The following is a 24,477-nucleotide window of genomic DNA, read 5'->3' as shown; positions in this document are numbered from 1 at the left end:
GCGCCGGTCCGCTACGGAGCCGTCGGCAGGGCAGCCGGCGGCGCAGGGAGGAACGAGGCGATGACGCTGTCGCGGCGGACGCTGTGCGCGGGCACCGGCCTGCTGTTGGCCGGGACGCTCGGGCTGACCGGATGCGGGTCGGCCGACGAGGCGACCCCGGCCCCGACCCCGGCCGCCGCCTCGACCGGCGCGTCGCGGCAGTTCAAGCCGGGTGCGGCCGGCGCCGGCGACGACTACTTCCCGACCTACGGCAACGGCGGGTACGACGTCAGCCGCTACACCGTGAAGGTGCGCTACGACCCGGCGGAGGACCGCCTGACCGGGACCACCACCGTGCAGGCGGCGGCGACCAGCGACCTGTCCGCGTTCAACCTGGACCTGGCCGGGCTGACCGTGCGGTCCGTGACGGTGGACGGGGCCCCGGCGAAGCACGGCCGCAAGGGCGACGAACTGGTCGTCACGCCGGCCCGCGGCCTGATCGCGGGCAACGGCTTCGTCGCCGAGATCGCGTACGAGGGCGAGCCGGAGCCGCTGCGCAACGAGACCGTCGGTCTCGGTGGCTTCCTGCACACCGACCAGGGGGCGATCGCGCTCGGCCAGCCGGAGTCGGCGAGCACGTGGTTCCCGGTCAACGACCACCCCTCGGACAAGGCCACCTACGAATTCGAGATCACCGTGCCGAAGGGGCTGACGGCGGTCAGCAACGGCGTGCCGACGGGCAGGAGCACGGCCGGCGGCTGGACCACCTGGAAGTGGGCCGAGCGCAGCCCGATGGCGAGCTACCTGAGCACCGTGGTCATCGGGAGGTTCCGGCTCACCGAGGGCGAGCACAAGGGGCGCCCGGTGTTCCACGCGGTCGCCGCGGATCTGCCGAAGGGCGCGGCGGACCGGTCGATCGCCGCCACGGTCGAGGTGGCCGACTACCTGGAGAGCGTGTTCGGGCCGTACCCGTTCGGGGCGTACGGCGGCGTGGTGGTCGCCGACACCCGGATCCGGTACGCGCTGGAGACGCAGAGCCGCCCGGTCTACGCCGCGAACTTCTTCTCCGGCGGTGAGAACACCGGCATCGTCGCCCACGAGCTGGCGCACCAGTGGTTCGGCAACAGCGTCTCGCTGGCCGGGTGGCAGGACATCTGGCTCAACGAGGGCCTGGCCACGTACGCCGAGTGGCTGTGGGCCGAGCACGACGGCGGGCGCACCGCCCAGCAGGCCTTCGACTCCCGGTACGCCGGCTCGTCCGGCCAGGTCTGGCGGACGCCGCCGGGCGAGCCGGGGGCGACGAACCTGTTCAGCGAGTCGGTCTACCAGCGCGGCGCGATGACCGTGCACGCGCTGCGGGTGGCCGTCGGCGACAAGGCGTTCTTCGAGATCCTCAAGACGTGGGCGGCGCAGAAGCGTGACGCGAACGCGACCACGGCCGAGTTCGTGACGCACGCCGAGCGGGTCTCGGGTGAGCAGCTCGACGACCTCTTCGAGGCGTGGCTGTACGACACGCGGCGCCCCGCCCGCCCCGAGCGCCGGTGACTGCGCGCCGGTGACCGCGGTCCGCGCCCCGAGCGCCGGTGACGGTGCTCAGCGCGTGATGCGCAGCTTCGGGTTGGCGGCGAGGTGGGCGTCCGCCCGCCCGGCGCGCAGCTCGGTGAGGAACTTCCGCCCGGTCGAGGTGAGTTCCTCGCCCCGGTAGGCGCTGCCCCGGCCCACGCCCGCGCCGGGCAGGTCGACCAGCACGAACCTCTCCGGCGTGAGCCCGCCGAGGGCGTACGCGACGTCGACGACGCGCGGCCCGCCCGCGTAGACCAGGGTGTCGCCGAGCGCGTCGACCACCTGCTGGACGCGTTCCGGCTGCCGGGCCAGGTCCTCGCCGAGGATCTTCGTGGCCAGCGCCTTGACCAGTTGCTGCTGGTGGCGCTGCCGGGCGTAGCCGCCGCCCGTGACGTAGCGCTGCCGCGCGTAGTCCAGCGCCTGCCAGCCGGTGAGGTGCCGTTCGCCCTTCTCGTACACCATCTGCGGCCCGCGGTAGCCGCCCGGCGCGGGTTCCCGGTGCCGGCCGTCGGGGCGGCGGTGCAGCGAGGTCACCCGCTGGTCGACGTAGAGGTCCACGCCGCCGAGGCTGTCCACGAGCCGGTCGAAGCCGTTGAAGGTGAGCACCGCGCCGGCGTCGAAACGCAGCCCGGTGTAGCCGCTGACCGTGCTGCGCAGCAGCTCGTACCCCTGGGCGGTGTTCGGCTGTTTGGGCCTGCCGGGCACCCGGCTGCCGTAGCTCATCGCGTGGGTGAGCTTGGTCCTCCCGCCGCGGTAGCCGGCCTTCGGGAAGGCCGGGATGTCGACCAGCAGGTCGCGGGGCAGGGAGAAGAGGTACGCGCGGTCGAGACCCTTCGGCACGTGCAGCACCAGTACGGCGTCGCCGTGCGGCTCCCAGCCCGGCACGCTGACCCGGGTGTCCACCCCGACGAGCAGGAGGTTGAGCGGGCCGGTGATGCCGGCGCCCGGCGGCACGGTCGGGCTCGGGCTGGGCGTGGGGCTCGCCTGCGGCGTCCCGGTGGCAGCCGCCGGCCCGGCGCTGCGCTGCGGCCCGTCGTCGCGGACGAGCCGGGTCACCACCAGCGTGCCCACGGCCACCAGGATCACGGCCGCGAGGGCGGCCAGCCCCAGCAGCCAGCGCGGGCGTGGCACCCCTGTCCGCTCCGTCATGCGACACCCCCGTGTTGACAACGCCCGGACGGGGGCGCCGAGTTGCGGGCGCGCGCCTCCGGATCGCGGACCGGAGCATGATCCCGCGAAAACGGGCGCTGGCGCGATGGCTACCGGACGGTAATGATGCGGTGATGCGGTACGACGTGCTCGTCATCGGGTCCGGCTTCGGCGGCAGCGTCACCGCGCTGCGGCTGGCCGAGAAGGGCTACTCCGTCGGCGTGCTGGAGGCCGGGCGGCGCTTCGCCGACGACGAGTTCCCGCAGACCTCCTGGCGGCTGCGGCGGTTCCTGTGGGCGCCCCACCTCGGCTGCTACGGCCTCCAGCGGCTCACCCTGCTGCGCCCGGCCCACCGGAAGGCCGGCGGCGGAGTGCTGGTGCTCTCCGGCGCCGGGGTCGGCGGCGGCTCGCTGGTCTACGCCAACACTCTCTACGAGCCGCTGGACGCCTTCTACACCGACCCGCAGTGGCGGGACGTCACCGACTGGCGCGACGAGCTGGCCCGCCACTTCGACCAGGCGAAGCGGATGCTCGGCGCCACCACGTACCCGCTCGTCACCCGCGCGGACCGGGCGATGCGGGCGGTGGCCGACCGGATGGGGGTGGGGCACACCCACCACGCCACCCCGGTCGGCGTCCACATCGGCCGTCCCGGCCAGCGGGCCGCCGACCCGTACCTCGGCGGCGCCGGGCCGGAGCGCACCGGCTGCACGCACTGCGGGGGGTGCATGACCGGCTGCCGGCAGGGCGCGAAGAACACGTTGGTCAAGAACTACCTCTGGCTGGCCGAGCGGCTCGGCGCGCGGGTGCACCCGCTGACCACGGTCACCGCCGTCCGCCCGGTCGACGGCGGCGGTTACGCGGTGCACACCGTGCGTACCGGCGCCTGGCTGCGTCCGCGGCGGCAGGTGATCCACGCCGACCAGGTGGTCTTCGCCGCAGGCGCGCTCGGCACCCAGCGGCTGCTGCACGCGATGAAGGCGCAGGGGGCGCTGCCCGCGCTCTCGCCCCGCCTCGGTGAACTGACCCGGACCAACTCGGAGGCGATCCTCGGCGCCTCGGTGCCCCGCCGCCGGGCCCGCGAGCAGGGGCTGGACTTCACCGAGGGGGTGGCGATCACCAGCTCGTTCCACCCGGACCCGCAGACCCACGTCGAGCCGGTCCGCTACGGCCGGGGCTCGAACGCGATGGGCCTGCTGCAGTCGCTGCTGGTCGACGGCGGGCCGCGCCGGGTCCGTCGCTGGCTGGGGACCCTGCTGCGCCAGCCCGGCACGGCGGCCCGGCTGCTGTCGGTACGCGGCTGGTCGGAGCGGACGGTGATCGCCCTGGTCATGCAGTCGGCGGACAACTCGCTGACCATCCGCCTGCGGCGCGGCCCGCTCGGCCGGCGCCTGGTCTCCGCGCCGGGGCACGGGGCGCCCAACCCGACCTGGATCCCGGCCGGCAACCAGGCGGTCCGCCTGCTGGCCGAGGAGATCGGTGGTACGCCCGGCGGCGCGTTGACGGAGCCGTTCGACGTTCCGGTTACCGCCCACATCCTCGGCGGGGCCGTGATCGGTGCCACCGGGGCGGACGGCGTGATCGACCCGTGGCACCGGGTCTTCGGCCATCCGGGGCTGCACGTGGTCGACGGGGCGGCGGTCTCGGCGAACCTCGGGGTGAACCCGTCACTGACCATCACCGCCCAGGCGGAACGGGCGATGTCCTTCTGGCCCAACCGGGGCGAGGAGGATCCGAGGCCGCCCCTGGGCTCGCCGTACCGCCGGCTGGAGCCGGTGCCGCCGCACCACCCGGCTGTCCCGGCCGGTGCCCCCGGCGCCCTGCGGACGTGACCGGGGCCCGGTGCCCGGTCAACCGTGGCTCCGGGTCTTGCGGCGGGGGAGCAGCCCGCCACCGGACCGGCGCGGGGGCCCCGACCCACGCCGGTCCGTCCAGGCGACCAGCACCGCGTGCGGGAGGGTCAGCGCGGCCAGCACGGCAACCGTCGCGGGCAGCGGGTCCGCCCGATGGCCGGGCCAGGTGACCAGGGCGGTCAGGGCGGCGACGGCGAGCACCGTGGGAGCCGCCGCCTGCCGGGCGAAGCGACGCAGCGGCCGTCCGATGCGTCCGGCCGCCAGGTCGGCGGTGTTGCGCGGGTCGTGCCGCAGCAACCGGGCGACGTGGCGGCAGGAGTGCCAGAGCGCGAAGTACGCCCCGACGGCCAGGGCCGGTGGCACGGTGCCGAACAGTCCGGTGAGCAGCAGCGGCCCGACGGCGTCGCGGGCGCGTCCGGCGCGGACGTCCCGGATCGCGGTGACCGCTACCGCGCACAGCACGACGGCCAACGCCAGCGCCCGCACCTCGACGGTGAGCAGCGCCGGCGCCCGTGGTGCCACCGTCGCCAGCAACGGGTCGACCTGGTCCCGCCACAGCGCCAGCGGAACGACGACCGGCGGTCCTCCGTACGCGAGCGTGGCGGTCACCCCCGTCCGCACCGGCCGGCCGTCCCGCTCGGCGTGGAACGCCACGTCGGCGGTGCCGAAGTGGACGACCGACACGATGAGGAACCCGACCAGTGCCAGGTCCGGCGCGGCCCGGAAGGCCGCCAGTCCGGCACCGGCCACGGCGGTGTAGCCCACCAGGAGCGCCAGGCGGGCCGGCAGCGGTCGGGCGCGCGCCGACAGCCAGGCGGGCACGAGGTGGTCGACCGCGCCGTGCGGGAGCCCGAGCAGCAGCCCCGCGACCAGGACGGCCGGCGAGCCGCCCAGCCCGGTGGCGTCGAGCAGCGGCGACAGCGCCAGCAGCCCGCCCAGCGCGAGCTGCGAGGCGGTCCCCACGGACCGCAGCAGCCGGTCCGGTCTTCCCGGTCCCCCCGCCGCGCCGGTCGGGTGCGACGGCGGCCGTCGGGTCCGGCCGCCCGACCCGGGCACCGGAGGGTCGGCCCCGGTGACCGGGTCAGACGACGGCGAGCTGACCACGGTCGGACAGGGCGCGTAGCCGGCCGAGGTCGAGGATGCTCCAGCCCACCTTCGACAGGATGGAGAGCACGACGAGGAGCAGGCTGGTGGTGTCGGAACCGAGCAGTCCCACTCCGGACGGGCCGAGGACCCAGAACACGGGGTAGCCCGCCCAGAGCACGCTGAGCAGCAGTGCGGCCTCTGTGTAGACGGCCGCGATCCGCTCCGGCTGGCGGTGCGCGTGGGTGCGCAGCGGTCCCCAGATCAGGCCGTAGACCGCGAGGAGGGCCACCACTCCGATCGCGTACAGGGTGTAGCGGGCCGTGAGGTCCGCCATGAGGTCGGCGGCCAGGCCGCTGAGGATCATCACCACGTTCGCCCCGACGAGGGCCCCCATCAGCCGCCAGCAGCGCCCGGGCAGGGCGTGCGTCGCGGTCAGCACCAGGGCCACCAGCAGCAGGGAGGCGGTGACCACCCAGTCGGCGTAGCGCGCCCAGTAGACCGTGTGGCCGGCCACCTCGGCCCGCCCGCCGCCCAGCGCCAGCACCAGGTACCAGAGGCCGGACCAGAGCGGGATGGCGATCGCCACCCGGTACTCGCTGGGCGGCACTCCCCGGGGGTCCGCGCGCCACCGTGTGAACACCACGACCCCGCCCGCCATGGCGGCGACGTACATCCACAACCACCACTCGGTCATGCCACTCCTCGGCCCGGTTCCGGAAGGCGCCGTGCAGCCCTTTTCCGCCTACCCGGGCGGTCGACGCCGTGGTGTCCGTCGCCGGCGTCGGCTGGAGATCTCGTTCGGCAGCCCGGTGCCGGTCGGCACAGATAACCTATACGCGGCAAAAGTCTTATATCGCCGATAGCTTCGGTTTCGCTACGGAAAGCCGTGAGGGCGCCATGAACGTGGAGAACCTGTTCGTCTACAACGTCATCCAGTACACGCTGGTGTCGCACGTGCTCACGGTGGGCTTCGCGGTGATGGCTGCCGGGCTGGTCTACTTCCTCGCGACGCGGGGCTCGGGCGCACCGCGCTACCAGCTCGCCTCGGTGCTCTCCGCCGTGGTGATGGTGTCGGCCTTCTTCGAGCTGTGGGTGCTCTCGGAACGCTGGAGCCAGGCGTTCGCGTGGAACGGGACGGCCTACGTCCAGACCGACGTGCTCTTCTCCAACGGCTACCGGTACATGAACTGGTCCATCGACGTACCGGTCCTGCTGATCCAGCTGCTCATCGTGCTGGGGGTCACCGGCCGGGCGTTCCACCGCACCTGGGTGATGTTCGTGGTCGGTGGCCTCGCGATGATCTACACCGGCTACGCCGGGCAGTTCTACGAGGCGGACCGCTCGGCTCCGTACTGGGTCTGGGGCCTGGTCAGCACGGCGTTCTTCCTGTTCCTGCTCGTCCTGGTGGCCCGGGTGATCTTCGGCAGCCTGGCCCGGCTGCCGGAGTCCGCCCGGGGCGTCGCGCGGGCCGTCTGGTGGTTGGTGCTGGTCTCCTGGATGCTCTATCCGGGCGCCTACCTGATGCCGGCGATGTGGGACTCCGCCGACGGGGTGGTGGCGCGACAGATCACCTACACGGTGGCCGACATCACCTCGAAGGTCGTGTACGGCGTGCTGCTGGGCATCATCGCGCGCAAGGTCAGCGCCGCCGAGGGATACGCCCCGGCGGTGCAGGACGACGTCGCCCGACCACGCGGGGGGATCACCGCGGCGGCGCGGTGACGGACCGGCGGGGGGCGCGCGGGCGTCGTCGGTAGGATTTGCTGCCATGAGCACGCCTCGCCCTGTCCTCGTGGTGGACTTCGGAGCCCAGTACGCCCAGCTCATCGCGCGTCGGGTGCGTGAGGCCAACGTCTATTCCGAGATCGTGCCGCACTCCATGCCGGTCGCCGAGATGCTGGCGAAGGATCCGGCCGCGATCATCCTCTCGGGCGGCCCGTCGAGCGTCTACGCGCCGGGCGCCCCGCAGATCGACGCCGGCATGTTCGACGCCGGGGTGCCGGTCCTCGGCATCTGCTACGGCTTCCAGGCGATGGCCCAGGCGCTGGGCGGCACGGTGGCCCGCACCGGCAACCGCGAGTACGGCGGCACCCCGCTGCGCGCCCGCCCGGAGGCCGGGGTGCTGCTGCGCGAGCTGCCCGACGACCTGCCGGTCTGGATGAGCCACGGCGACTGCGTGACCGAGGCCCCGGCGGGCTTCACGGTGACCGCCGAGTCGGCGGGCGCGCCGGTCGCCGCGTTCGAGGACGTGGCCGGCCGCCGGGCCGGCGTGCAGTTCCACCCGGAGGTCGGGCACACCGCGCACGGCCAGGAGATGCTGCGCCGCTTCCTGCACGACATCGCCGGCATCGAGCCCGCCTGGACGCCCGAGAACATCATCGACGAGCAGGTCGCCCGGATCCGGGAGCAGGTCGGCGACAAGGAGGTCATCTGCGGCCTGAGCGGCGGGGTCGACTCGGCCGTCGCCGCCGCGCTGGTGCACCGGGCCGTCGGCGACCAGCTCACCTGCGTCTTCGTCGACCACGGCCTGTTGCGCGCCGGCGAGGCCGAGCAGGTGGAGAAGGACTACGTCGCCGCCACCGGCATCAAGCTCAAGGTGGTCGACGCGGCCGAGCGGTTCCTCGGCGCCCTCGCCGGGGTCACCGACCCGGAGCAGAAGCGCAAGATCATCGGCCGGGAGTTCATCCGGGTCTTCGAGGCCGCGGCGCGGGAGGTGGCCGCCCACGGCGACGTCGAGTTCCTCGTCCAGGGCACCCTCTACCCGGACGTGGTCGAGTCCGGCGGCGGCACCGGCACCGCCAACATCAAGAGTCACCACAACGTGGGCGGCCTGCCGGAGGATCTCCGGTTCGCGCTGGTCGAGCCGCTGCGCACCCTGTTCAAGGACGAGGTCCGGGCGCTCGGCCTCCAGCTCGGCCTGCCCGAGGCGATGGTCTGGCGGCACCCGTTCCCGGGCCCCGGCCTGGCCATCCGGATCATCGGCGCGGTCGACCGGGAGCGGCTCGACCTGCTCCGCAGGGCCGACCTGATCGCCCGGGAGGAGCTCACCGCCGCCGGCCTGGACCGGGGCGTCTGGCAGTTCCCGGTCGTGCTCCTGGCCGACGTGCGAAGCGTCGGGGTGCAGGGTGACGGCCGCAGCTACGGGCACCCCGTGGTGCTGCGGCCGGTCTCCAGCGAGGACGCCATGACCGCCGACTGGTCCCGGCTGCCCTACGAGGTGGTCGCGCGGATCTCCACCCGGATCACCAACGAGGTGGCCGAGGTCAACCGCGTCGTGCTGGACGTGACGAGCAAGCCGCCGGGCACGATCGAGTGGGAGTGATCCGGCCTCACGCCGTCGGCGGGTAGGTCGGCGGCGCCGGCTGCGCGCCGGCGGCGGGCGACGCGGGGTGCGGCCAGGCGGGCGCGCCGGCCGGCTCCTCGGGCATGAGGAACCACATGATCGGGTACGCGAGCAGCGCGAGCCCACCGGTGAGCAGGCCGGCGACCGCGAGGACCACCCGGACCAGGGTGGGGTCGACGGCGAAGTACCGGCCGAGGCCGCTGGCCACCCCGGCGATCATCCGGTCCGTGGCGGGGCGACGGAGCTGCTTGTACGGGGGCTGGGGAGGGGCGGTGTAGGTCATGTCTCCACGGTCCGCGCCGGTTGTCGGGCCGGCCTCGGTGACCGCCCGGATCCCTACCCTGACCCGTCCCTGAGGCGCGAGCTTTCAGTCAGGAATCTGACACTCTTCGATGGAGGTAACCTGGGCCGGGGAGAATTTGGCCCCGTGACCACCATGCTGGAGCCGCTCCGCAGGATCGCGGCATACGCAGTTTGTGCTGATTCAGTCGGCCGGGTCTTGCTGGTCCGCGCATCGGAGCGCTCCGGCACCCCCGGCACGTGGTCGCTGCCCGGCGGGGCGGTCGACCACGGTGAGGACCCGCACCACACCGTCGTCCGGGAGACCGCCGCCGAGACCGGCCTCTCCGTCACCGTCGCGGGCCTGCACGACGTGCTCGCCGACATGCGGGCGCTGCCGGAGCGGGGCATCACCATCCACACCGACCGCCTGATCTACCAGGTCTCGGTGCGGGGCGGGACGCTCGCCGACCGGGTCGACCGGCCGACCGACCTGGCCCGCTGGTTCACCCCGGAGGAAGCGCGCGAGCTGCCGCTGCGCTCGTTCACCGCGCGGGCCCTGGGGGTGCCCGCCTCGTCCGCCGACATCGTGCCGGACGAGGCGCCGGAGTTCCCCTCGTTCTACGCCGTGCCCGGTCCCGACGGGCTGCACCGGGCCCAGCGCTTCGCCGCGTACGCCGTGGTGACCGACCCGGAAGACCGGGTGCTGCTCACCCGCGTCTCCGACGGCTACCCGGGCGCGGGCTGCTGGCACCTGCCCGGCGGCGGCACCGACTACGGCGAGCAGCCGGGCGCCGCCCTGATCCGGGAACTGGTCGAGGAGACCGGGCAGAACGGCCGCCTCGTCGAGCTGCTCGGCGTGGCCAGCCACCGCGACGCCGCCTCGCTCGGCCCGGAGGGCTACCCGATCGACTGGCACGGCGTACGCGCCTTCTACCGGGTCGTGGTCGACAAGCCCGCCCCGCCCACCGTCGCCGACGTCGGCGGTTCCACCTGCGAGGCGCGTTGGTTCGCCCGCGACGAGCTGGGTGCCCTCCCCACCGACCGGCTGACCGAGGTGACGGCGGAGGCCGTCCAGGCCGCCCGCCTGGCCTGACTCTCCACCCCCTGCGTCCCGTTCGCCGATCATGAGGTTGACCGGGCGGCGCGCGAGCCGCGCTGCGACTAGCCTCATGATCGACGGGGTGACCCGGGAGCGGCCGGGCAGGCGGGGGAGTGCGAGCGGGTGGAGCAACGGCGGCGGGTCGGCGCGTACGGGATGTGTCGGGGCTCGGACGGGCGGGTGTTGCTGGTCCGGGGTTCGGCCCTGTGCCCGGTCCCGGGCGTCTGGCAGGTGCCCGGCGGCGGCCTCGAACACGCCGAGCACCCGGCGCGCGCGGTGGTCCGCGAGTTCGCCGAGGAGACCGGCCTCACCGTGGAGGCGACGGGGCTGCGGGCCGCGCTCGCCGACGTGACGATCTTCCGTGACGTCGGCGTCGTGGTGCACACCGACCGCCTGGTGTTCGACGTCGTCGTGCGGGGCGGGCGACCGCGACCGGAGCCGGCCGGCGGCACCGACGAGCTGGGCTGGTTCACGGCCGCCGAGGCGGCCGAGGTGCCGCTGATGCCGTTCACCGCCGAGCTGCTCGGCCTGCCCGTGTCGCCTCTGCCCGCGGGCCTTCCCCGGGCGGCGGCCACGGAGCCCGCCACCGGTCCCTCGGCCGAGCGGCGACAGCGCTTCGGGGCGTACGGCCTGGTCACGGACCCCGCCGGCCGGGTGCTGCTCACCATGATCGCCGACGGCTACCCGGGCGCGGGTCGGTGGCACCTGCCCGGCGGCGGGACCGACCACGGCGAGCAGCCGGCGTCCGCCCTGCTGCGTGAGCTGGTCGAGGAGTCCGGTCAGCTCGGTCGGGTGGTCGAGCTGGTCGGCGTCGACAACCTGCACAACCCGGCCGCGTTGGGCCCGGAGGGCTACCCGATCGACTGGCACGGCGTCCGGGTGGTCTACCGGGTGGCGGTCGACGCGCCCACCGAGCCACGGGTGACCGAACTCGCCGGCGGCTCCACCGCCCACGCGGCCTGGTTCACCCCGGAGCGACTCGCCGGGCTGCCGCTGACCGAGATCGCCGTACTGGCGCTGGACGGGGGCCCTGCCGCCGGTCGTCCGTAACCGGACATCGGGGCTCCCGACGCCCGCTCGCCGAGCCGGTGGAGACGGGGTCCGGTACATTCGGTGTGGGGTTGGTGGAGGAAACGGGCGATGGAGCCCGGGATGGGAATAGAAGAGCGGTTCGCGCGGTTGGACCAGATATAAGTACCGCCGGCAGCTATCGCCAACCCCCGTTCTCCTATGCGATGGTGTACTCCGCAAAACGGCTGCCGGGCCAGAAAGGTCCGGCACGAGACAGCCGGACACCCGCCCTCGCGGCGGTCAGCCGATCCGGTGATGGAGGAAACGTGCCGAGAGCCCCATGGCGCCGGCGTCGTACCACTGACAGTCCGCGTCCCGCAGGGCGTCGTTGGGCGGGCCCGTTGCGCCGCAGCAGCACGCTCGCCCGGCAGGTGCTGCTGGTCCGGGTGGGGCGCCGCGACGGTGACCTGCACGGAGGCAGCGACCTGTCGATGCCCGAGCACCGCTACGCCGACCGGCCGCGCCGCCGATACGGGCTGACCCGTGTCGAGCGCGCCGAGGTCGCCTCGATCGTTCCGGTCAGCCCCGCCCTCGGCCCCACCACACCGGTCGACGACGAGGCGGGGATGTCGATCCCGCTGCTTCCGGGCGAGCGGACGGTCGCCCGCCGGATGAAGTTCGCGGTGGTCAACGCCTGCACGCTCAGCAGCCTGATGCTCGGCATGCTGGCCATCTTCCTGGCCATGCAGGGCGAGGTGCGCGTCGCCGCGCTCTTCCTGATCGCCTGCGTCATCTTCGACGGCCTCGACGGCGCGCTCGCCCGTAAGTTCGGCGTGGCCAGCCCGTTCGGCGCGCAGATGGACTCGCTGGCCGACATGTGCTCGTTCGGTCTCGCCGCCCCGGTGGTGGTCTACGCCTCGCTGGCCGGCTCGGTCTCCACGCCGGCCGCCGCGGTGGCCTGTGCCCTCGTGGCGGCGTGCGCGGCGATCCGGCTCGCCCGGTTCAACGTCTCGCCGAAGGACGGCAGGTTCTTCTGCGGCGTGCCCACCACCATGGCGGCGGCCGTGCTCGCCCTGACCGTCGCCATCGGGCTGCCCGTGCCGGGCATCGTCCTGGTCGCCGGCGTGGCGCTGCTCGCCTTCGCCATGGTCTCCAGCTTCCCGTACGCCAAGCTCGCGCGGCTGGTGAAGCTTCCGCCGTGGCTGTGGCTGGCCCCGGTGATCGGCGCGCTGATCGACATCCGGCTCACCTTCGCCCTGATCGTGGTCGGCTACCTGGTCAGTGGCCCGGTGCTCTGGCTGCGGCAGCGCCGCACCGCCTGAGACACGTACGCGAGAAGGGGCGCCGCGATCCGCGGCGCCCCTTCTTCGTGTGGTCCGTCCGGGGCCTCAGCGCCAGCGGGCGATGACGCTCGAACCCCCGACGACCTTGTCCCCGGGGCCGACCAGCGGCTCCGCGGCGTCGGCCGGCAGGTAGACGTCGGTGCGCGAGCCGAACCGGATCAGGCCGAAGCGCTCACCCCGGGCCAGCAGCGCGCCGATCGGCGCCCGCTGCACGATCCGGCGGGCGATCAGGCCGGTGCGCTGCGCCACGACCACCGTGCCGTGCGCGGTGTCCAGCACCGTGTACGCGGCCACGTTGTGCTCCGCCGCCGGCTTCATCGCGTTGGCGAAGCCACCGTCGGCGACGAAGTAGTCGACCACCTTGCCGGCCACCGGGGCACGGTTGACGTGCACGTCCAGCACCGACAGGAAGACCGCGATCCGCAGCCACTCGCCCTCGCCGAAGCGCTCGTCGTGCAGCCGCTGCACCGACAGCACCCGACCGTCGGCCGAGGCGACCACCGCCGACGGGTCCTCGGGCACGTCGCGCTCCGGGTCCCGGAAGAAGGCGGCCACCGGGGCGGCGGCCAGGGCCGGGAGCAGCCAGAGCTTCGACTTCGGCCGGGTCGCCCGGGCCACCGCGGCCAGGCCCAGCGCGATGCCGGCCGCGGCCACCCCGTTGGAGTCGATGTGCATGCCGCGGGTCAGCGGGACACTCGACGGGCGGTACGCCGGGGCCAGCCCGGCCGCCGACGCGGCGTCGGCCGGGGTGTGGCGGAGCCGGTACACCCGCAGCGGCGGCGTGTTGCGCAGCACCAGGTCGACGCCGACGCCGTACAGCGCGCCCTGCCGGTCCAGTTCGGCGGCCGCGCCTGCGGTGCGCCCCGGCGTGGCGGTCGTGGCCACGCTCAGCACCGCGCCGTCGGTGAGGTACTTCGCCAGGCCCTCGACGGTGGCGCGGGTCTCGTCGGCCGTGCCGGTGAGTGGCTCCCCGGCGACGACCACCGCGGCGGGCTCGGCCTCGGCGAGGGTGTCGACCACGCGGACCCGGTCGGCCACCCAGCGACCCTGGGCGGTGACGTGCTCCCGCAGGGCCGTCGAGGAGGTCGACCCGGCGGGTACCAGGGTGAGGGTGTCGCCGGGCAACAGCGCGTCGATCGCCGCGGCCAGCACCGCGGATTCCGGCGTCGCGCCGACCAGCAGCGCGGCCTTCGGGTCGTTGATCCGGGCGAGCTCGGAGACGAGGGTACGGGCGGCTCGCTCGCCGATGCGGACCGGACCGGAGCGGCCGGAGGTGCGCACGGCGGGGGACTGCGTCATGTCGGACGGACTCCTGACGGGGTAGAGACGGGAATCGCGGCGGACCGCCACGGCGGCGCGGTCCGGCCGGCGCGGCGGCCAGGTCGGCGCGGGCCGGCCGGCCGGCGGAGGCGAGTTCTCCACGGTCAGCATAGGCCGACGCCGACGCCGGCCGCACCGCTGTGGTCAGCCGCGCGGCCGTTCCTCGCCGGCCGGCGGTCCGCCGGTCCGTCGGGCCGGGGCGCCCTCGTCGGCGGCGCGGTCCTGCACCGCCTCGTGCCGGACGTCGGTGACGGCCTCCGTCGGCCCCTCGTCGACCTCGTCCCCGGCCCGGAAGCCCTCCGTCGTCGGCCCGGCCGCCGTCGGCCCGGCCGTCGTCGGCCCGGCCGCCGTCGGCCCGGCCGTCGTCGGCCCGGCCGCCGTCGGTCCGCCGGTCGTCGGTCCGCCGGTCGTCGGTCCGCCGGTCGTCGGCGCGGAGACGTCCCAGTCGGATCGCGTGCCCCAGTCGGCCCGCTCGCCCCAGTCGGAGCGCCGGCCGCCCCATTCCGTCGGCTCGTCGGCCGGCGCGGGTCGGTCGAGCTCCCAGCGGGTCGGGTCGATCTCGGTGGCCTGTCGGTCCGGCCTCACCCGGCCCGTCGGCTCCGGCGGGGCCGAGGCGGAACCGACCGGGTCCGGGGCCGCTGAGGCATCGGCGGCGGTGTCGGGCGGGGTCGCGCGGGCGGACCGCGCGGAGCGCAGCGCGCCCAGCAGGCCCAGCAGGCCGATCAGGATCAACGCGCCGGCCAGGAACCAGCCCACCGGCGGGAGGGCGAGCCCGAGCAGCTGGGCGAGCAGCCACCACGCGGCGAAGCCGAGGAAGATCAGACCGAAGGCGAACGACACGAGGTCGGTGCGGTGTGCCTTCACCGGGTCACCTCCAGGTTGCCGGCATTGACGTGGATGTAGAGCCGCAGCGTGCCGCCGCCGGGGCCGTCCGGACCCAGATCGCTGGCCTCCCGCAACTCGCCGGCGAGCCCGCCGGAGCGTCTGCCGAAGACGTCCGCCTCGCCGGCGTTGACGTCGGCCACCGTGGTGACGTCGACGTTCGGCGGCACCACCACCGTGCACTCGCCGAAGTTGACGGAGACGGTGATCTCGGTGTTCTTCTTGTCGAAGTCGACCGCGCGCAGGTCCAGCACCGTGTCACCGAAGCTGTTCTCGTACCGCAGGGCCAGGTCGCGGTGGTCGGTGGGTGCCCAGGTGACGTTGCCGTCGACGCCCCGGATCCGGTCGTAGGACTCGGCGACGGTGGCCACCCCGAGCGCGGCGGCGGCCACCACGCCGAGCGCGATCAGCCAGCGGGCCCGCCCGAACCAGGTGCCGACCAGCAGGCCGAGCCCGATGATGGCCAGCGTGGCGGCGAAGTACGCCGAGGCCCCCACGTCGAAGACGTCCAGCAGGTCGATGACGGCGACCACGCCCAGGGCGAGGAAGATCAGCGAGAAGGTCACCGAACCGAGCGGGGAGCGCTCGCGCGGTCGCTTCGGCGGCTTCACCCGCGGCTGCGGCGGCGCGGGCGGCACGGGGGTCTGCCCGGCGTACGGGCCGTGCGGGGCGAAGGGAGGCCGGTAGCCCGCAGGGAGGGGCGGGGGTGCCGGGGGACCCGGTACCGGTGCCCCCGAGGCCGGGGCGGGCCAGCCCGGAGCGGGCGGGGCCGGCGGCCAGCCGCTGGTCGGCGTACCCGTCGAGGGGCGGGCGGGCGGAACCGGGGCGGTCGGCGGCCAGGCGGTCGGCTCGGCCGGCGGGGTGGGAACCGGAGCGCTCCAGGCGGCCTGGGCGACGGTCGCCGGCGGGGCGGGGACCGGGCCCGCGCCGGGGGGCACGGTCACGCTCGGCGGGGCCGCGTACGCGACCGGGGCGGGATGCGTGACCGGCGGCACCCGCCCGGGCGGGGCGCCGGGCGGTACGGGGCCGACCGGTGCGCCCTGGGCGCCCCGGTGGTCGCGATTGAGCAGCAGCGCGCCGCCGATCAGGATGGCGGCGCCGAGCAGTACCGCCCGGAACGCGTCGGTGACGATGTAGCCGAAGCTGATCGCGACCAGGATGCTCAGCACGATCACGGTGACCGGGGACATGCTGGACCGGCCCCGGCCCAGCATGGACTCGACGGGGGAGGCGCTGTCGCCCTCGCCCGGGATGATCAGCCAGGCGGTGACGTAGACCAGGATGCCGATGCCGCCGAAGAAGCCGAGCACCGCCAGCAGCACCCGCCAGAGGACCGGATCGGTGTTGGTGGCCCGGCCGATCGCCGCGCAGACGCCGGCCAGGTAGCGGCCGTCGCGGGGGCGCACCAGCCCGTACCGCGAGGTGAAGCCGGCGCCGCCGAACGACGGCTGCGGGCCGGGCCCGGCTGGTGGCGTCGCACCCGGGTCTCCGGCGGCGGCCGGCGCGGCCACGGGCGGTGGCGTCGCGGCGCCGCCGGGCGGCGCCGCGACGGGGCGTGTCCCATCCGGCTGTGCCGCCCCGGGGACGGCGGACTGGGCAGCTTCCTCGGTCATGCCTCGATCCTGCTGCCCCGACCCGCCGGACGGCCTCCGGACCCGACCCTGACCCCACCCTGAGATCCCGGTGGCCCGAATGTCCGGGGCGTCCCCGTGGCCGGGCGGCGGCGAGCCGTGTGACGATCGACCCGGCGCCGGCGACGCGCGGTCGCCCCCTCCGTGCCCGCCGTGACCAGGGAGGCTCCGATCAGTGCCGTGACTCAGCCACCACGCCTCTACCGCGCCCCCGAGCACCGGATGGCCGCGGGGGTGGCCGCCGGCATCGCCGACCACCTCGGCATCTCGGTGCTGCGGGTGCGGGTCGCCTTCATGGTGCTGCTCGGGCTGAGTGGGCTCGGCCTGCTGCTCTACGCGGCCTTCTGGGCGGTCGTGCCGCTGCGCCCGGGCGACACCGCCGTGCCGCCCAGAAGGGACGTCGCCCAGTTGCTGCCGTTCGTGGCGATCGGTCTCGGCGTACTGCTGGTGCAGGTGATGGTCTTCGACTCGATCGGCGCGGCGGGCACCGCCGGCTGGCTGGTCGCGATCATCGCGGTCGGCGCCGGCGTGATCTGGCACCAGTCGGCCCCGGAATGGCGGCGGCAGTGGGGTGACTCCATGCCGGTGCCCTGGCTGGGCGCGGTCGTGGAGGAGAGCGACCGGCGCGCGTTCGTGCTCCGGTTCATCGGCGGCGGGGTGCTGGTCGCGGTCGGCATCATCGGCGTCGCCGCGGTCTACTCCCCGGCGCAGAACTTCGACGCCGTGCTCAACGGCGTGATCTTCGCCCTGGTCGGGCTCGCCGGGGTCGGCGTGGTGGCCGCGCCGGTGCTGTGGCGTACGTACAACCAGCTCCGGTCGGAGCGCGAGGGGCGCATCCGCGAGCAGGAGCGGGCCGAGCTGGCCGCCATGGTGCACGACCAGGTGCTGCACACCCTGGCCCTGATCCAGCGCAACGCGAGCGACGTGAAGACGATCCAGCGGCTCGCGCGGGGACAGGAACGCTCCCTGCGCAACTGGCTCTACAAGCCCACCGGCTCGCCCACCGAGCGGCTCGCCGCCGCCCTGGAGCAGGCCGTCGCCGAGGTCGAGGACACGTTCGCGATCACGGTGGAGGCGGTGGTGGTCGGCGACCGGGAGACCGACGAACGGGTCGGGGCGCTGGTGGCGGCGGCGCGCGAGGCGCTGGTGAACGCCGCCCGGCACGCCGGGGTGCAGACCGTCTCGCTCTACGCCGAGGTCGAGCCCGAACAGGTCAGCGTCTTCGTCCGGGACCGGGGGAAGGGCTTCGACCCGGATACGGTGGAGGATCACCGGCACGGGGTGCGGGGCTCGATCATCGGGCGGATGAAGCGGCACGGCGGCCGGGCGGAGATCCGCTCCGGGCCGGGGGAAGGGACCGAGGTCCGGTTGATCCTGCCGATCACCCGGGACTCGGCAACGGCGGAAAGGGACAAGTGATGACCGAGCAGTCGATGGAACCGGTCGAGGGGGCGGCGGCCCGCACCGAGCGGCTGCGGGTCTTCCTCGTCGACGACCACGCCATGTTCCGCGCGGGGGTCCGCGCCGAGCTCGGCGCGCACGTCGAGGTGGTGGGCGAGGCGAGCACCGTCGGCGAGGCGGTCACCCGGATCGCCGCCACGCTGCCCGACGTGGTGCTGCTCGACGTGCACATGCCCGACGGCGGCGGCCGGGCGGTGCTGGAGGCGATGCGGCGTACCCACCCGCAGGTCAGGTTCCTGGCGTTGAGCGTCTCGGACGCGGCGGAGGACGTGATCGGGCTGATCCGGGCCGGCGCGCGGGGCTACGTCACCAAGACCATCTCCCCGGACGAGTTGGCCGCCGCGGTCCGCCGGGTGGCCGACGGCGACGCGGTGTTCAGCCCCCGGCTGGCGGGGTTCGTGCTGGACGCCTTCGCGGCCCGTCCCGACGCCCCGGTGGCCGACCCCGAGCTGGACCAGCTCACCAACCGCGAGCGCGAGGTGCTGCGGCTGCTCGCCCGGGGGTACGCCTACAAGGAGATCGCCAAGGAGCTCTACATCTCGATCAAGACGGTGGAGACGCACGTGTCGAACGTGCTGCGCAAGCTCCAGATGTCCAACAGGTACGAGTTGTCCCGCTGGGCGGCCGACCGCCGGCTCGTGTGATCCATTTCTTTTCCCCGTCATTTGGTGCGGAAGTGACGAATGTGGCCCGCCGGGGCTGACAAACGATCAACTGCCGTCACATAATGCCCCGTCGCGTTCTCGCGTGCGGGTGGTGCGCATCCCGCGGGAACGGCGGCTTCACGCAACCCGCCGTGCGCGGGTCACCCCTGGGGAGAGGTGCACCAATCTGATGTTCGGACAACGAGGACGGCGCTGGGCGCGGATCGCCCTGGCTACCGTCGCCGGTGGCGCGCTGGCGCTCGGCGCGGTCGCGCCGGCCGCCGCCGCCGACAAGACCGGCGTGGCCAAGTCGGTCAAGGGCAGCAACGTCACGCTCCTGCTCAACGGGAAGCCGAAGAGCACCAGTGCGTTGGCGCTCAAGATCGACGGCAAGCTCGTCCCCGCCTTCTGCATCGACTACCACACCAACGTGGCGATCGACGGCAAGTACAAGGAGGGCACCTGGGACGAGTCCCAGGTGAAGAACCTCGGCAAGGTGCAGTGGGTGCTCACCCACGGCTACCCGAACGCCGATTCCGCCAAGTTGCTGGCCGCCGCCGGCGCCACCGTGCCGGCGAAGGCCGAGGCCGACAAGCTGCTCTACTTCGGCACCCAGACCGCCATCTGGAACTTCAGCGACGGCGTCAAGCTGGGTGACTGGGTCGAGAACCCGAAGCTGCTCGCCAAGAAGCAGTACGACGTGATCAAGAAGATCCACGACTACCTGGTCGCCAACGCCACCGACCAGCCCGAGCCGAAGGCCGAGCTGAGCGTCGACCCGGCGAGCGCCAAGGCCACCGTCGGCGAGAAGGCCGGCCCCTTCACCGTCAAGGGCCCGGCGGGTGAGATCACCGTCGCGGTCGACGGCGGATCGGCGGTCGACGCCGAGGGCAAGCCGGTCACCACGACCACCAACGACGGGCAGTTCTGGCTGGTCGCCGACGGCGCCGGCGAGGTGAAGGTGACCGTTTCCGCCCAGGACTCGGTCTCCTTCGGCCGGGTGTTCCTCTTCACCGGCGAGCGCGCCGCGCAGAAGCTGATCCTCGGTGGCAGCACCGGCGCGACCGTGACCGCCAAGGCCGAGGCCGTTTTCGCCGCCGCCCCGACCGAGTCGCCGTCGCCCAGCGCACCGGCGGAGTCGCCGTCGCCGAGCACCCCGGCGGAGTCGCCGTCGCCCAGCGCCCCGGCCGACAGCCCGGCCCCGTCGACCTCGCCCGCGAGCAGCGGCGGTGACCTGCCGCTGACCGGCTCCCCGATCGCCGCCTCGATCGCCGCCGGCGTGGCGCTGCTGGCCGCCGGCGCGGTCGCCGTGCTGCTGTTCCGCCGTCGCAAGCTGCGCTTCACGGCCTGATCGACACCCGCTCCACGGCTCCGGCCCCGGCACCGCCCCGCGCGGCGCCGGGGCCGTCGCCGCTTCACCGCCTCCGACGGCACCTCGGGGCGTGGGCTCTCGTCCGACCGCCGGAGTCCCGCCGGGCGACGAGCAGGTGTACGACATCGACCGCCCTCGTCCGCCCAGGTGGCGATGGCGGCCGCACAGCCGAAGCCGGCATCGTCCGGATGGGCAGAAACGGCCATCGCCCGGAGGACGTCCGGGAGCGCCGGAGCGGACGCGGGAAAGGTCACAGCCGCTGGGCCCACGCCCGGGGCCGCACCCCTGTCGAACCGTGTCTTTCCTGCTCAGAGCGGTATGACCGGGGTGCATCATGATCTTTTTTCAAGTATCGGCAACGTGGCGACCAACTAACGGCTTGATAACGGCACCTTCACGGAACGGGCCGGTGGGTGTCACAGTGGCAGCACCTCACCCCTCGTGTGAGGCACTCCGTACGGCCTGATGACCACGGGCCCCGCCTGTCGACGGTGCTCCGTGGTGTCTGGTGTGCGCGTGCCGAGCGCGGCGGGCGAGGTGGCCCGGCGGATCGGTACATCAATGTTGTCCCGAATTCACTGCGGTGAAACCGGCTCCCGCCCCGCGGGTCGCCGGACGTGTCACCCCTTACGTGCGTGAAACCCACGACGGATCCAGGTTTAGAAAGAGGAGGCCCCTCGGAATGAGAGTCTCGAAGCGGGCAGGCAGCGCGGTCGCGCTGGGCGCGGCATTCGCGCTCGTCGCGTCCGGTTGCTCGAGCAGCGACAGCGACGGCGGGGACGCCGGCGCGAGCGCCGACGGCGCGATCACCATCGACGGCACTCAGCCGGAGGTCGGCCTGGTCCCGGCGAACACCACCGAGACCGGCGGTGGGGCGATCATCGACTGGATCTGGACCGGTCTGGTCGAGTACCCGAACGACGGCAGCGCCCCGCGCAACGCGGTCGCGGAGTCGATCGAGACGACCGACTCCAAGGTCTACACGATCAAGATCAAGAAGGACACGAAGTTCCACGACGGCACCGTCGTCAAGGCCAAGAACTTCGTTGACGCCTGGAACTGGGGCGCCTACTCGCCCAACGGCGCGCAGAACGGCAGCTTCTTCTCCGACATCCAGGGCTTCGCCGACGTCCACACCGAGGACCCGGACGGCGCCGAGGGCCCGAAGAAGGCCCCGGAGCCGAAGGCCAAGGAGATGTCCGGCCTGAAGGTCGTCGACGACTTCACCTTCGAGGTCACCCTCGAGGCGCCGACCGCCGTCTTCCCGACCAAGCTCGGCTACAGCACCTTCATGCCGCTGCCGGACGCGTTCTTCAGCCAGGGCGCGGAGGCGTTCGGCAAGAAGCCGATCGGTAACGGCCCGATCAAGTTCGTGTCGTGGGAAGACGACGTCCAGATCAAGCTGACGCGCTTCGACGAGTACTCCTTGAACGACAAGATGAAGATCAAGGACGTCACCGTCAAGATGTACCAGGACGACACGGCGGCCTACAACGACCTGCTCGCCGGCAACCTGGACTTCCAGCAGCAGGTTCCGATCTCCGCGCTCGCGGGCGACAAGTGGAAGTCCGACCTGGGCCCCCGGGCCATCCCCTCGGTCACGCCGTCGACCGGCATCATCGCCTTCCCGATCTACGACAAGCGCTTCCAGAACGCCAAGCTCCGCAAGGCGATCTCGATGTCGATCAACCGCCAGGAGATCAGCGACAAGATCTTCTTCGGTAACCGCAAGCCGGCCGACAGCTGGGCCAACCCGCTGACCCCGGGCGCCAAGGCGGGCAACTGCACCTCCTGCCAGTACAACGTCGAAGAGGCCAAGAAGCTCTACGCCGAGTCCGGCGGCTTCACCGGCGAGCTGGTCATGTACTACAACGCCGACGCCAGCCACAAGGAGTGGATGGAGGCCGTCGCGCAGCAGGTCAAGACGAACCTCGGCATCAACGCTCGCGCCGAGGGCGTGCCGACCTTCGCGGTGTTCCGCCAGAACATCAACGCCGGCAAGATGACCGGCATGTACCGCGCCGGCTGGCAGCAGGACTACCCGGACGTGGAGAACTGGGTCGGCCCGCTCTACGTGACCGGCGGTTCCTCGAACGACGGCAAGTACAGCAACCCGCAGGTCGACGCGCTGGCCAAGGAAGCCGCCGCCGCGCCGAGCCTGGAGGCCGCGCACGCCAAGTACGCCGAGGCGGTCGCCCTCATCGACCAGGACGTCCCCTCGATCCCGGTCTACTTCGGTGGCCAGCAGTCCGGCCACTCGGAGAAGATCAAGAAGATCCAGCTCTCCAACGTCGGCGAGCTTGACCTCACCTCGATCGAGCTCTGATCCGAACGGTCTGACCCCGGGTCGGGCTCACCTACCGGTGAGCCCGACCCGGGCCGTTCCGTGAGGGGTGTCACCACACTCCCTCGCCACGTCTGTCATCCCCGTGTCGGCCGTCCGACGCGCGCCCCCTGTCTGGAGGACCACCCCATGGGCCGTTATCTGTTGAGACGGCTGCTCCAACTCGTCCCGGTCTTCATCGGGACGACGTTCCTGATCTACTGGCTCGTGTGGTCGGTGCCCGGTGACCCGTTCGCGGGCAAGTGCGGCGAGCGTCCCTGTCCCGACAGCTTCGTCAACATGATGACGGAGAAGTTCAAGCTCGACGAGCCGCTGATCGTGCAGTACGGCAACTACATGCAGAACCTGCTCCAGGGCGACTTCGGGCAGAACTACGGCGGCCGGGAGATCAGCGACATCATCGCCACGTCCTACCCGAACACGCTGAAGCTGGCCCTGGTGGCGCTCACCATCGAGGCGGTCATCGGCCTCACCGCCGGCGTGCTGACGGGCCTGCGCCGCAACGGCTTCCTGGACAACCTGGTCCTGGTCTCCACCCTATTCCTGATCGCGCTGCCGATCTTCGTCATCGGCTTCGTGGCCCAGTGGCTGCTCGGCGTGCAGTGGGGCATCGTCAAGCCGACGGTCTCCAGCGAGATGCGGCTCTCCGAGCTGATCGTCCCCGGCTTCGTGCTGGGCAGCGCCTCGATGGCGTACATCGCCCGGTTGGCCCGGACGAGCATCGCGGAGAACCGCCGCGCCGACTACGTCCGCACAGCCATCGCCAAGGGCCTGCCGATGCGCCGGGTGGTCGGGGTGCACCTGCTGCGCAACTCGCTCATCCCGGTGGTCACCCTGCTCGGCACCGACCTCGGCGCCCTGATGGGCGGCGCCATCGTCACCGAGGGCATCTTCCAGGTCAACGGGATCGGCCGACAGGTCTTCCGCGCGATCGTCACCAAGGAGAGCGCTACCGTTGTCTCCATCGTGGTGGTCCTGGTGCTCGTCTACCTGCTGATGAACCTGCTGGTCGACCTGCTCTACGCCGCCCTGGACCCGAGGATCCGCTATGAGTGAGCGCAGCGAACGAATGATCATTGCAGCGTCCGCGGGCACCAGTGCCCGCGCCGAGCGGAGCGAGGTGCGGGCATGAGTGAGCCGAGTGCCGCCTCGATCGTCGGCACGCCGCCCGCGCAGGCCCCCGACGAGATCGGCGCGCCGACCAACGCGGGTCAGCCGGAGAACGCCCGCAAGGAGAAGCCGCGCGGCCTGCTCGGCGACGCGTGGCGCGACCTGCGCCGCAAGCCGCTGTTCTGGATCTCCGCGACGTTCATCCTCATCTTCCTGCTGATGACCGTGTTCCCGTCGCTGTTCACCTCCGGCGACCCCGAGAACGGCGACCTGCAGAACAGCCTCGTCGGACCGTCGTCGGAGGCCTGGTTCGGCTACGACTTCCAGGGCCGCGACGTCTTCGCCCGGGTGATCTACGGTGCCCGCGCGTCGATCGTGGTCTCGCTGCTCTCCGTGGTCGGCGTGCTGCTCTTCGGCGGCGCGATGGGAATCGTCGCGGGCTACCGGGGCGGCTGGGTCGACGCGCTGCTCTCCCGTATCGCCGACATCTTCTTCGGCCTGCCGTTCGTGCTGGGTGCCATCGTCATCCTGACCACCTTCAACGGGTCGGGCACGAGCAACAGCAAGGCGGAGATCATGGCTCTGGTGAGCATGTCGCTGGTCGTGCTCGGCTGGCCGGTCGTGATGCGGCTGATGCGCTCCTCGGTGCTGGCCACCAAGGAGGCGGACTACATCGTCGCCGCCCGCGCGCTGGGGGCCAGCACCGGTCGGATCATCCTCAAGCACCTGCTGCCGAACTGCCTCGCGCCGCTGCTGGTCTACGGGACGATCCTGGTCGGCTCCTACATCGGCGCCGAGGCGACGCTGTCCTTCCTGGGCGTCGGCCTGAAGAGCCCGGTGGTCTCCTGGGGCATCATGATCAACGAGGCGCAGAACTTCCTCCGCGTCGCGCCGTACCTGCTCTTCTTCCCCGCCGCGTTCCTCGTCGCCGCCGTACTGAGCTTCGTGATGCTCGGTGAGGCGGTCCGCGAGGCCCTCGATCCGAAACTCCGCTAGGGGAGATTC

19 protein-coding genes and 1 pseudogene are annotated in these 24,477 nt (G+C 73.0%); 13 read left to right on the top strand and 7 right to left on the bottom strand.

The window, feature by feature from the left end; all coding sequences use genetic code 11:
- Positions 1 to 60 precede the first annotated feature (60 nt).
- Positions 61 to 1,524, top strand: a complete 1,464-nt coding sequence (locus KBX06_RS02250; protein WP_210832473.1) for a M1 family metallopeptidase — start codon at positions 61 to 63, stop codon at positions 1,522 to 1,524.
- 48 nt (positions 1,525 to 1,572) lie between these two features.
- Here KBX06_RS02250 and KBX06_RS02245 read toward each other — a convergent pair whose 3' ends face one another.
- Positions 1,573 to 2,691, bottom strand: coding sequence for an LCP family protein (locus KBX06_RS02245; protein ID WP_210832472.1), 1,119 nt, complete (start codon positions 2,689 to 2,691; stop codon positions 1,573 to 1,575).
- Between the two features lie 134 nt (positions 2,692 to 2,825).
- Between KBX06_RS02245 and KBX06_RS02240 the strand changes: the two genes are divergently transcribed.
- Positions 2,826 to 4,523: an FAD-dependent oxidoreductase gene (locus tag KBX06_RS02240; RefSeq protein WP_210832471.1), complete on the top strand. Its 1,698-nt coding sequence runs from the start codon at positions 2,826 to 2,828 to the stop codon at positions 4,521 to 4,523.
- Positions 4,524 to 4,541: 18 nt separating this feature from the next.
- Here the strand turns inward: KBX06_RS02240 and KBX06_RS02235 are convergent, their stop codons facing one another.
- Positions 4,542 to 5,507, bottom strand: a complete 966-nt coding sequence (locus tag KBX06_RS02235; protein WP_210832470.1) for a Brp/Blh family beta-carotene 15,15'-dioxygenase — start codon at positions 5,505 to 5,507, stop codon at positions 4,542 to 4,544.
- A gap of 118 nt (positions 5,508 to 5,625) precedes the next feature.
- On the bottom strand, positions 5,626 to 6,324 hold the full coding sequence (locus tag KBX06_RS02230) for a bacteriorhodopsin (protein ID WP_210832469.1): 699 nt from the start codon (positions 6,322 to 6,324) through the stop codon (positions 5,626 to 5,628).
- A 203-nt stretch (positions 6,325 to 6,527) separates the two neighbouring features.
- Between KBX06_RS02230 and KBX06_RS02225 the strand changes: the two genes are divergently transcribed.
- Together KBX06_RS02225 and guaA are read left to right on the top strand one after the other, a co-directional pair.
- Complete coding sequence (locus KBX06_RS02225; protein ID WP_210832468.1) at positions 6,528 to 7,352, top strand: bacteriorhodopsin; 825 nt, start codon at positions 6,528 to 6,530, stop codon at positions 7,350 to 7,352.
- Positions 7,353 to 7,398: 46 nt separating this feature from the next.
- Positions 7,399 to 8,952, top strand: a complete 1,554-nt coding sequence (gene guaA / locus KBX06_RS02220) for a glutamine-hydrolyzing GMP synthase (protein WP_210832467.1) — start codon at positions 7,399 to 7,401, stop codon at positions 8,950 to 8,952.
- A gap of 7 nt (positions 8,953 to 8,959) precedes the next feature.
- Here guaA and KBX06_RS02215 read toward each other — a convergent pair whose 3' ends face one another.
- A complete protein-coding gene (locus KBX06_RS02215; RefSeq protein WP_210832466.1) occupies positions 8,960 to 9,256 on the bottom strand; it encodes a PspC domain-containing protein in 297 nt (98 codons plus the stop codon).
- Between the two features lie 144 nt (positions 9,257 to 9,400).
- On the opposite strand from KBX06_RS02215, the gene KBX06_RS02210 reads away from it, so the two are divergent.
- The 3 genes from KBX06_RS02210 to KBX06_RS02200 all read left to right on the top strand — a co-directional run bounded on the left by KBX06_RS02210 (position 9,401) and on the right by KBX06_RS02200 (position 12,687).
- A complete protein-coding gene (locus KBX06_RS02210; protein WP_210832465.1) occupies positions 9,401 to 10,348 on the top strand; it encodes an NUDIX hydrolase in 948 nt (315 codons plus the stop codon).
- 129 nt (positions 10,349 to 10,477) lie between these two features.
- On the top strand, positions 10,478 to 11,404 hold the full coding sequence (locus KBX06_RS02205) for an NUDIX hydrolase (protein WP_210832464.1): 927 nt from the start codon (positions 10,478 to 10,480) through the stop codon (positions 11,402 to 11,404).
- A 362-nt stretch (positions 11,405 to 11,766) separates the two neighbouring features.
- Positions 11,767 to 12,687 (top strand): phosphatidylcholine/phosphatidylserine synthase, encoded by a 921-nt coding sequence (locus KBX06_RS02200; protein ID WP_210832463.1) that lies wholly within the window; start codon positions 11,767 to 11,769, stop codon positions 12,685 to 12,687.
- Between the two features lie 66 nt (positions 12,688 to 12,753).
- Here the strand turns inward: KBX06_RS02200 and KBX06_RS02195 are convergent, their stop codons facing one another.
- The 3 genes and pseudogenes from KBX06_RS02195 to KBX06_RS02185 all read right to left on the bottom strand — a co-directional run bounded on the left by KBX06_RS02195 (position 12,754) and on the right by KBX06_RS02185 (position 16,523).
- Positions 12,754 to 14,007, bottom strand: coding sequence for a phosphatidylserine decarboxylase (locus KBX06_RS02195; protein WP_210832462.1), 1,254 nt, complete (start codon positions 14,005 to 14,007; stop codon positions 12,754 to 12,756).
- A 701-nt stretch (positions 14,008 to 14,708) separates the two neighbouring features.
- Positions 14,709 to 14,892, bottom strand: a pseudogene (locus KBX06_RS28395) (hypothetical protein); the annotation flags it as partial.
- Positions 14,889 to 16,523 carry a PspC domain-containing protein gene (locus KBX06_RS02185; RefSeq protein WP_247684985.1) on the bottom strand — a complete coding sequence of 545 codons (1,635 nt, stop codon included), beginning with the start codon at positions 16,521 to 16,523 and terminating at the stop codon, positions 14,889 to 14,891. The gene KBX06_RS02185 and the pseudogene KBX06_RS28395, both read right to left, overlap by 4 nt.
- A gap of 171 nt (positions 16,524 to 16,694) precedes the next feature.
- On the opposite strand from KBX06_RS02185, the gene KBX06_RS02180 reads away from it, so the two are divergent.
- From KBX06_RS02180 to KBX06_RS02155, 6 genes are all read left to right on the top strand, one after another.
- Positions 16,695 to 17,960, top strand: coding sequence for an ATP-binding protein (locus KBX06_RS02180; protein ID WP_210832461.1), 1,266 nt, complete (start codon positions 16,695 to 16,697; stop codon positions 17,958 to 17,960).
- On the top strand, positions 17,960 to 18,646 hold the full coding sequence (locus KBX06_RS02175) for a response regulator transcription factor (RefSeq protein WP_210832460.1): 687 nt from the start codon (positions 17,960 to 17,962) through the stop codon (positions 18,644 to 18,646). Before KBX06_RS02180 ends, KBX06_RS02175 begins: the two co-directional genes overlap by 1 nt.
- A gap of 190 nt (positions 18,647 to 18,836) precedes the next feature.
- The gene (locus tag KBX06_RS02170; RefSeq protein WP_210832459.1) at positions 18,837 to 19,997 is read left to right on the top strand and encodes a Cys-Gln thioester bond-forming surface protein; all 1,161 of its coding nucleotides are present in this window, start codon (positions 18,837 to 18,839) and stop codon (positions 19,995 to 19,997) included.
- 703 nt (positions 19,998 to 20,700) lie between these two features.
- Complete coding sequence (locus tag KBX06_RS02165) at positions 20,701 to 22,344, top strand: ABC transporter substrate-binding protein (protein ID WP_210832458.1); 1,644 nt, start codon at positions 20,701 to 20,703, stop codon at positions 22,342 to 22,344.
- A 147-nt stretch (positions 22,345 to 22,491) separates the two neighbouring features.
- The gene (locus KBX06_RS02160; RefSeq protein ID WP_210832457.1) at positions 22,492 to 23,418 is read left to right on the top strand and encodes an ABC transporter permease; all 927 of its coding nucleotides are present in this window, start codon (positions 22,492 to 22,494) and stop codon (positions 23,416 to 23,418) included.
- A gap of 72 nt (positions 23,419 to 23,490) precedes the next feature.
- Positions 23,491 to 24,468, top strand: coding sequence for an ABC transporter permease (locus tag KBX06_RS02155; RefSeq protein WP_210832456.1), 978 nt, complete (start codon positions 23,491 to 23,493; stop codon positions 24,466 to 24,468).
- Positions 24,469 to 24,477 lie beyond the last annotated feature (9 nt).

Source organism: Micromonospora sp. C31 (genome assembly GCF_018070575.1).
In the GTDB taxonomy this organism is placed as follows: Bacteria; Actinomycetota; Actinomycetes; order Mycobacteriales; family Micromonosporaceae; genus Micromonospora.
Note: the sequence above shows the minus strand (reverse complement) of the source record. Positions and strands in the feature narration are given on the sequence as shown.

Bases quoted from the DNA above. Each gene is read 5' to 3' on its own strand.
- KBX06_RS02245 (WP_210832472.1), bottom strand. From the start codon at position 2,691: ATGACGGAGCGGACAGGGGTGCCACGCCCGCGCTGGCTGCTGGGGCTG.
- KBX06_RS02175 (WP_210832460.1), top strand. From the start codon at position 17,960: ATGACCGAGCAGTCGATGGAACCGGTCGAGGGGGCGGCGGCCCGCACC.
- KBX06_RS02215 (WP_210832466.1), bottom strand. From the start codon at position 9,256: ATGACCTACACCGCCCCTCCCCAGCCCCCGTACAAGCAGCTCCGTCGC.
- KBX06_RS02195 (WP_210832462.1), bottom strand. From the start codon at position 14,007: ATGACGCAGTCCCCCGCCGTGCGCACCTCCGGCCGCTCCGGTCCGGTC.
- KBX06_RS02225 (WP_210832468.1), top strand. From the start codon at position 6,528: ATGAACGTGGAGAACCTGTTCGTCTACAACGTCATCCAGTACACGCTG.
- KBX06_RS02240 (WP_210832471.1), top strand. From the start codon at position 2,826: ATGCGGTACGACGTGCTCGTCATCGGGTCCGGCTTCGGCGGCAGCGTC.
- guaA (WP_210832467.1), top strand. From the start codon at position 7,399: ATGAGCACGCCTCGCCCTGTCCTCGTGGTGGACTTCGGAGCCCAGTAC.
- KBX06_RS02155 (WP_210832456.1), top strand. From the start codon at position 23,491: ATGAGTGAGCCGAGTGCCGCCTCGATCGTCGGCACGCCGCCCGCGCAG.
- KBX06_RS02165 (WP_210832458.1), top strand. From the start codon at position 20,701: ATGAGAGTCTCGAAGCGGGCAGGCAGCGCGGTCGCGCTGGGCGCGGCA.
- KBX06_RS02230 (WP_210832469.1), bottom strand. From the start codon at position 6,324: ATGACCGAGTGGTGGTTGTGGATGTACGTCGCCGCCATGGCGGGCGGG.
- KBX06_RS02170 (WP_210832459.1), top strand. From the start codon at position 18,837: ATGTTCGGACAACGAGGACGGCGCTGGGCGCGGATCGCCCTGGCTACC.
- KBX06_RS02160 (WP_210832457.1), top strand. From the start codon at position 22,492: ATGGGCCGTTATCTGTTGAGACGGCTGCTCCAACTCGTCCCGGTCTTC.
- KBX06_RS02250 (WP_210832473.1), top strand. From the start codon at position 61: ATGACGCTGTCGCGGCGGACGCTGTGCGCGGGCACCGGCCTGCTGTTG.
- KBX06_RS02185 (WP_247684985.1), bottom strand. From the start codon at position 16,523: ATGACCGAGGAAGCTGCCCAGTCCGCCGTCCCCGGGGCGGCACAGCCG.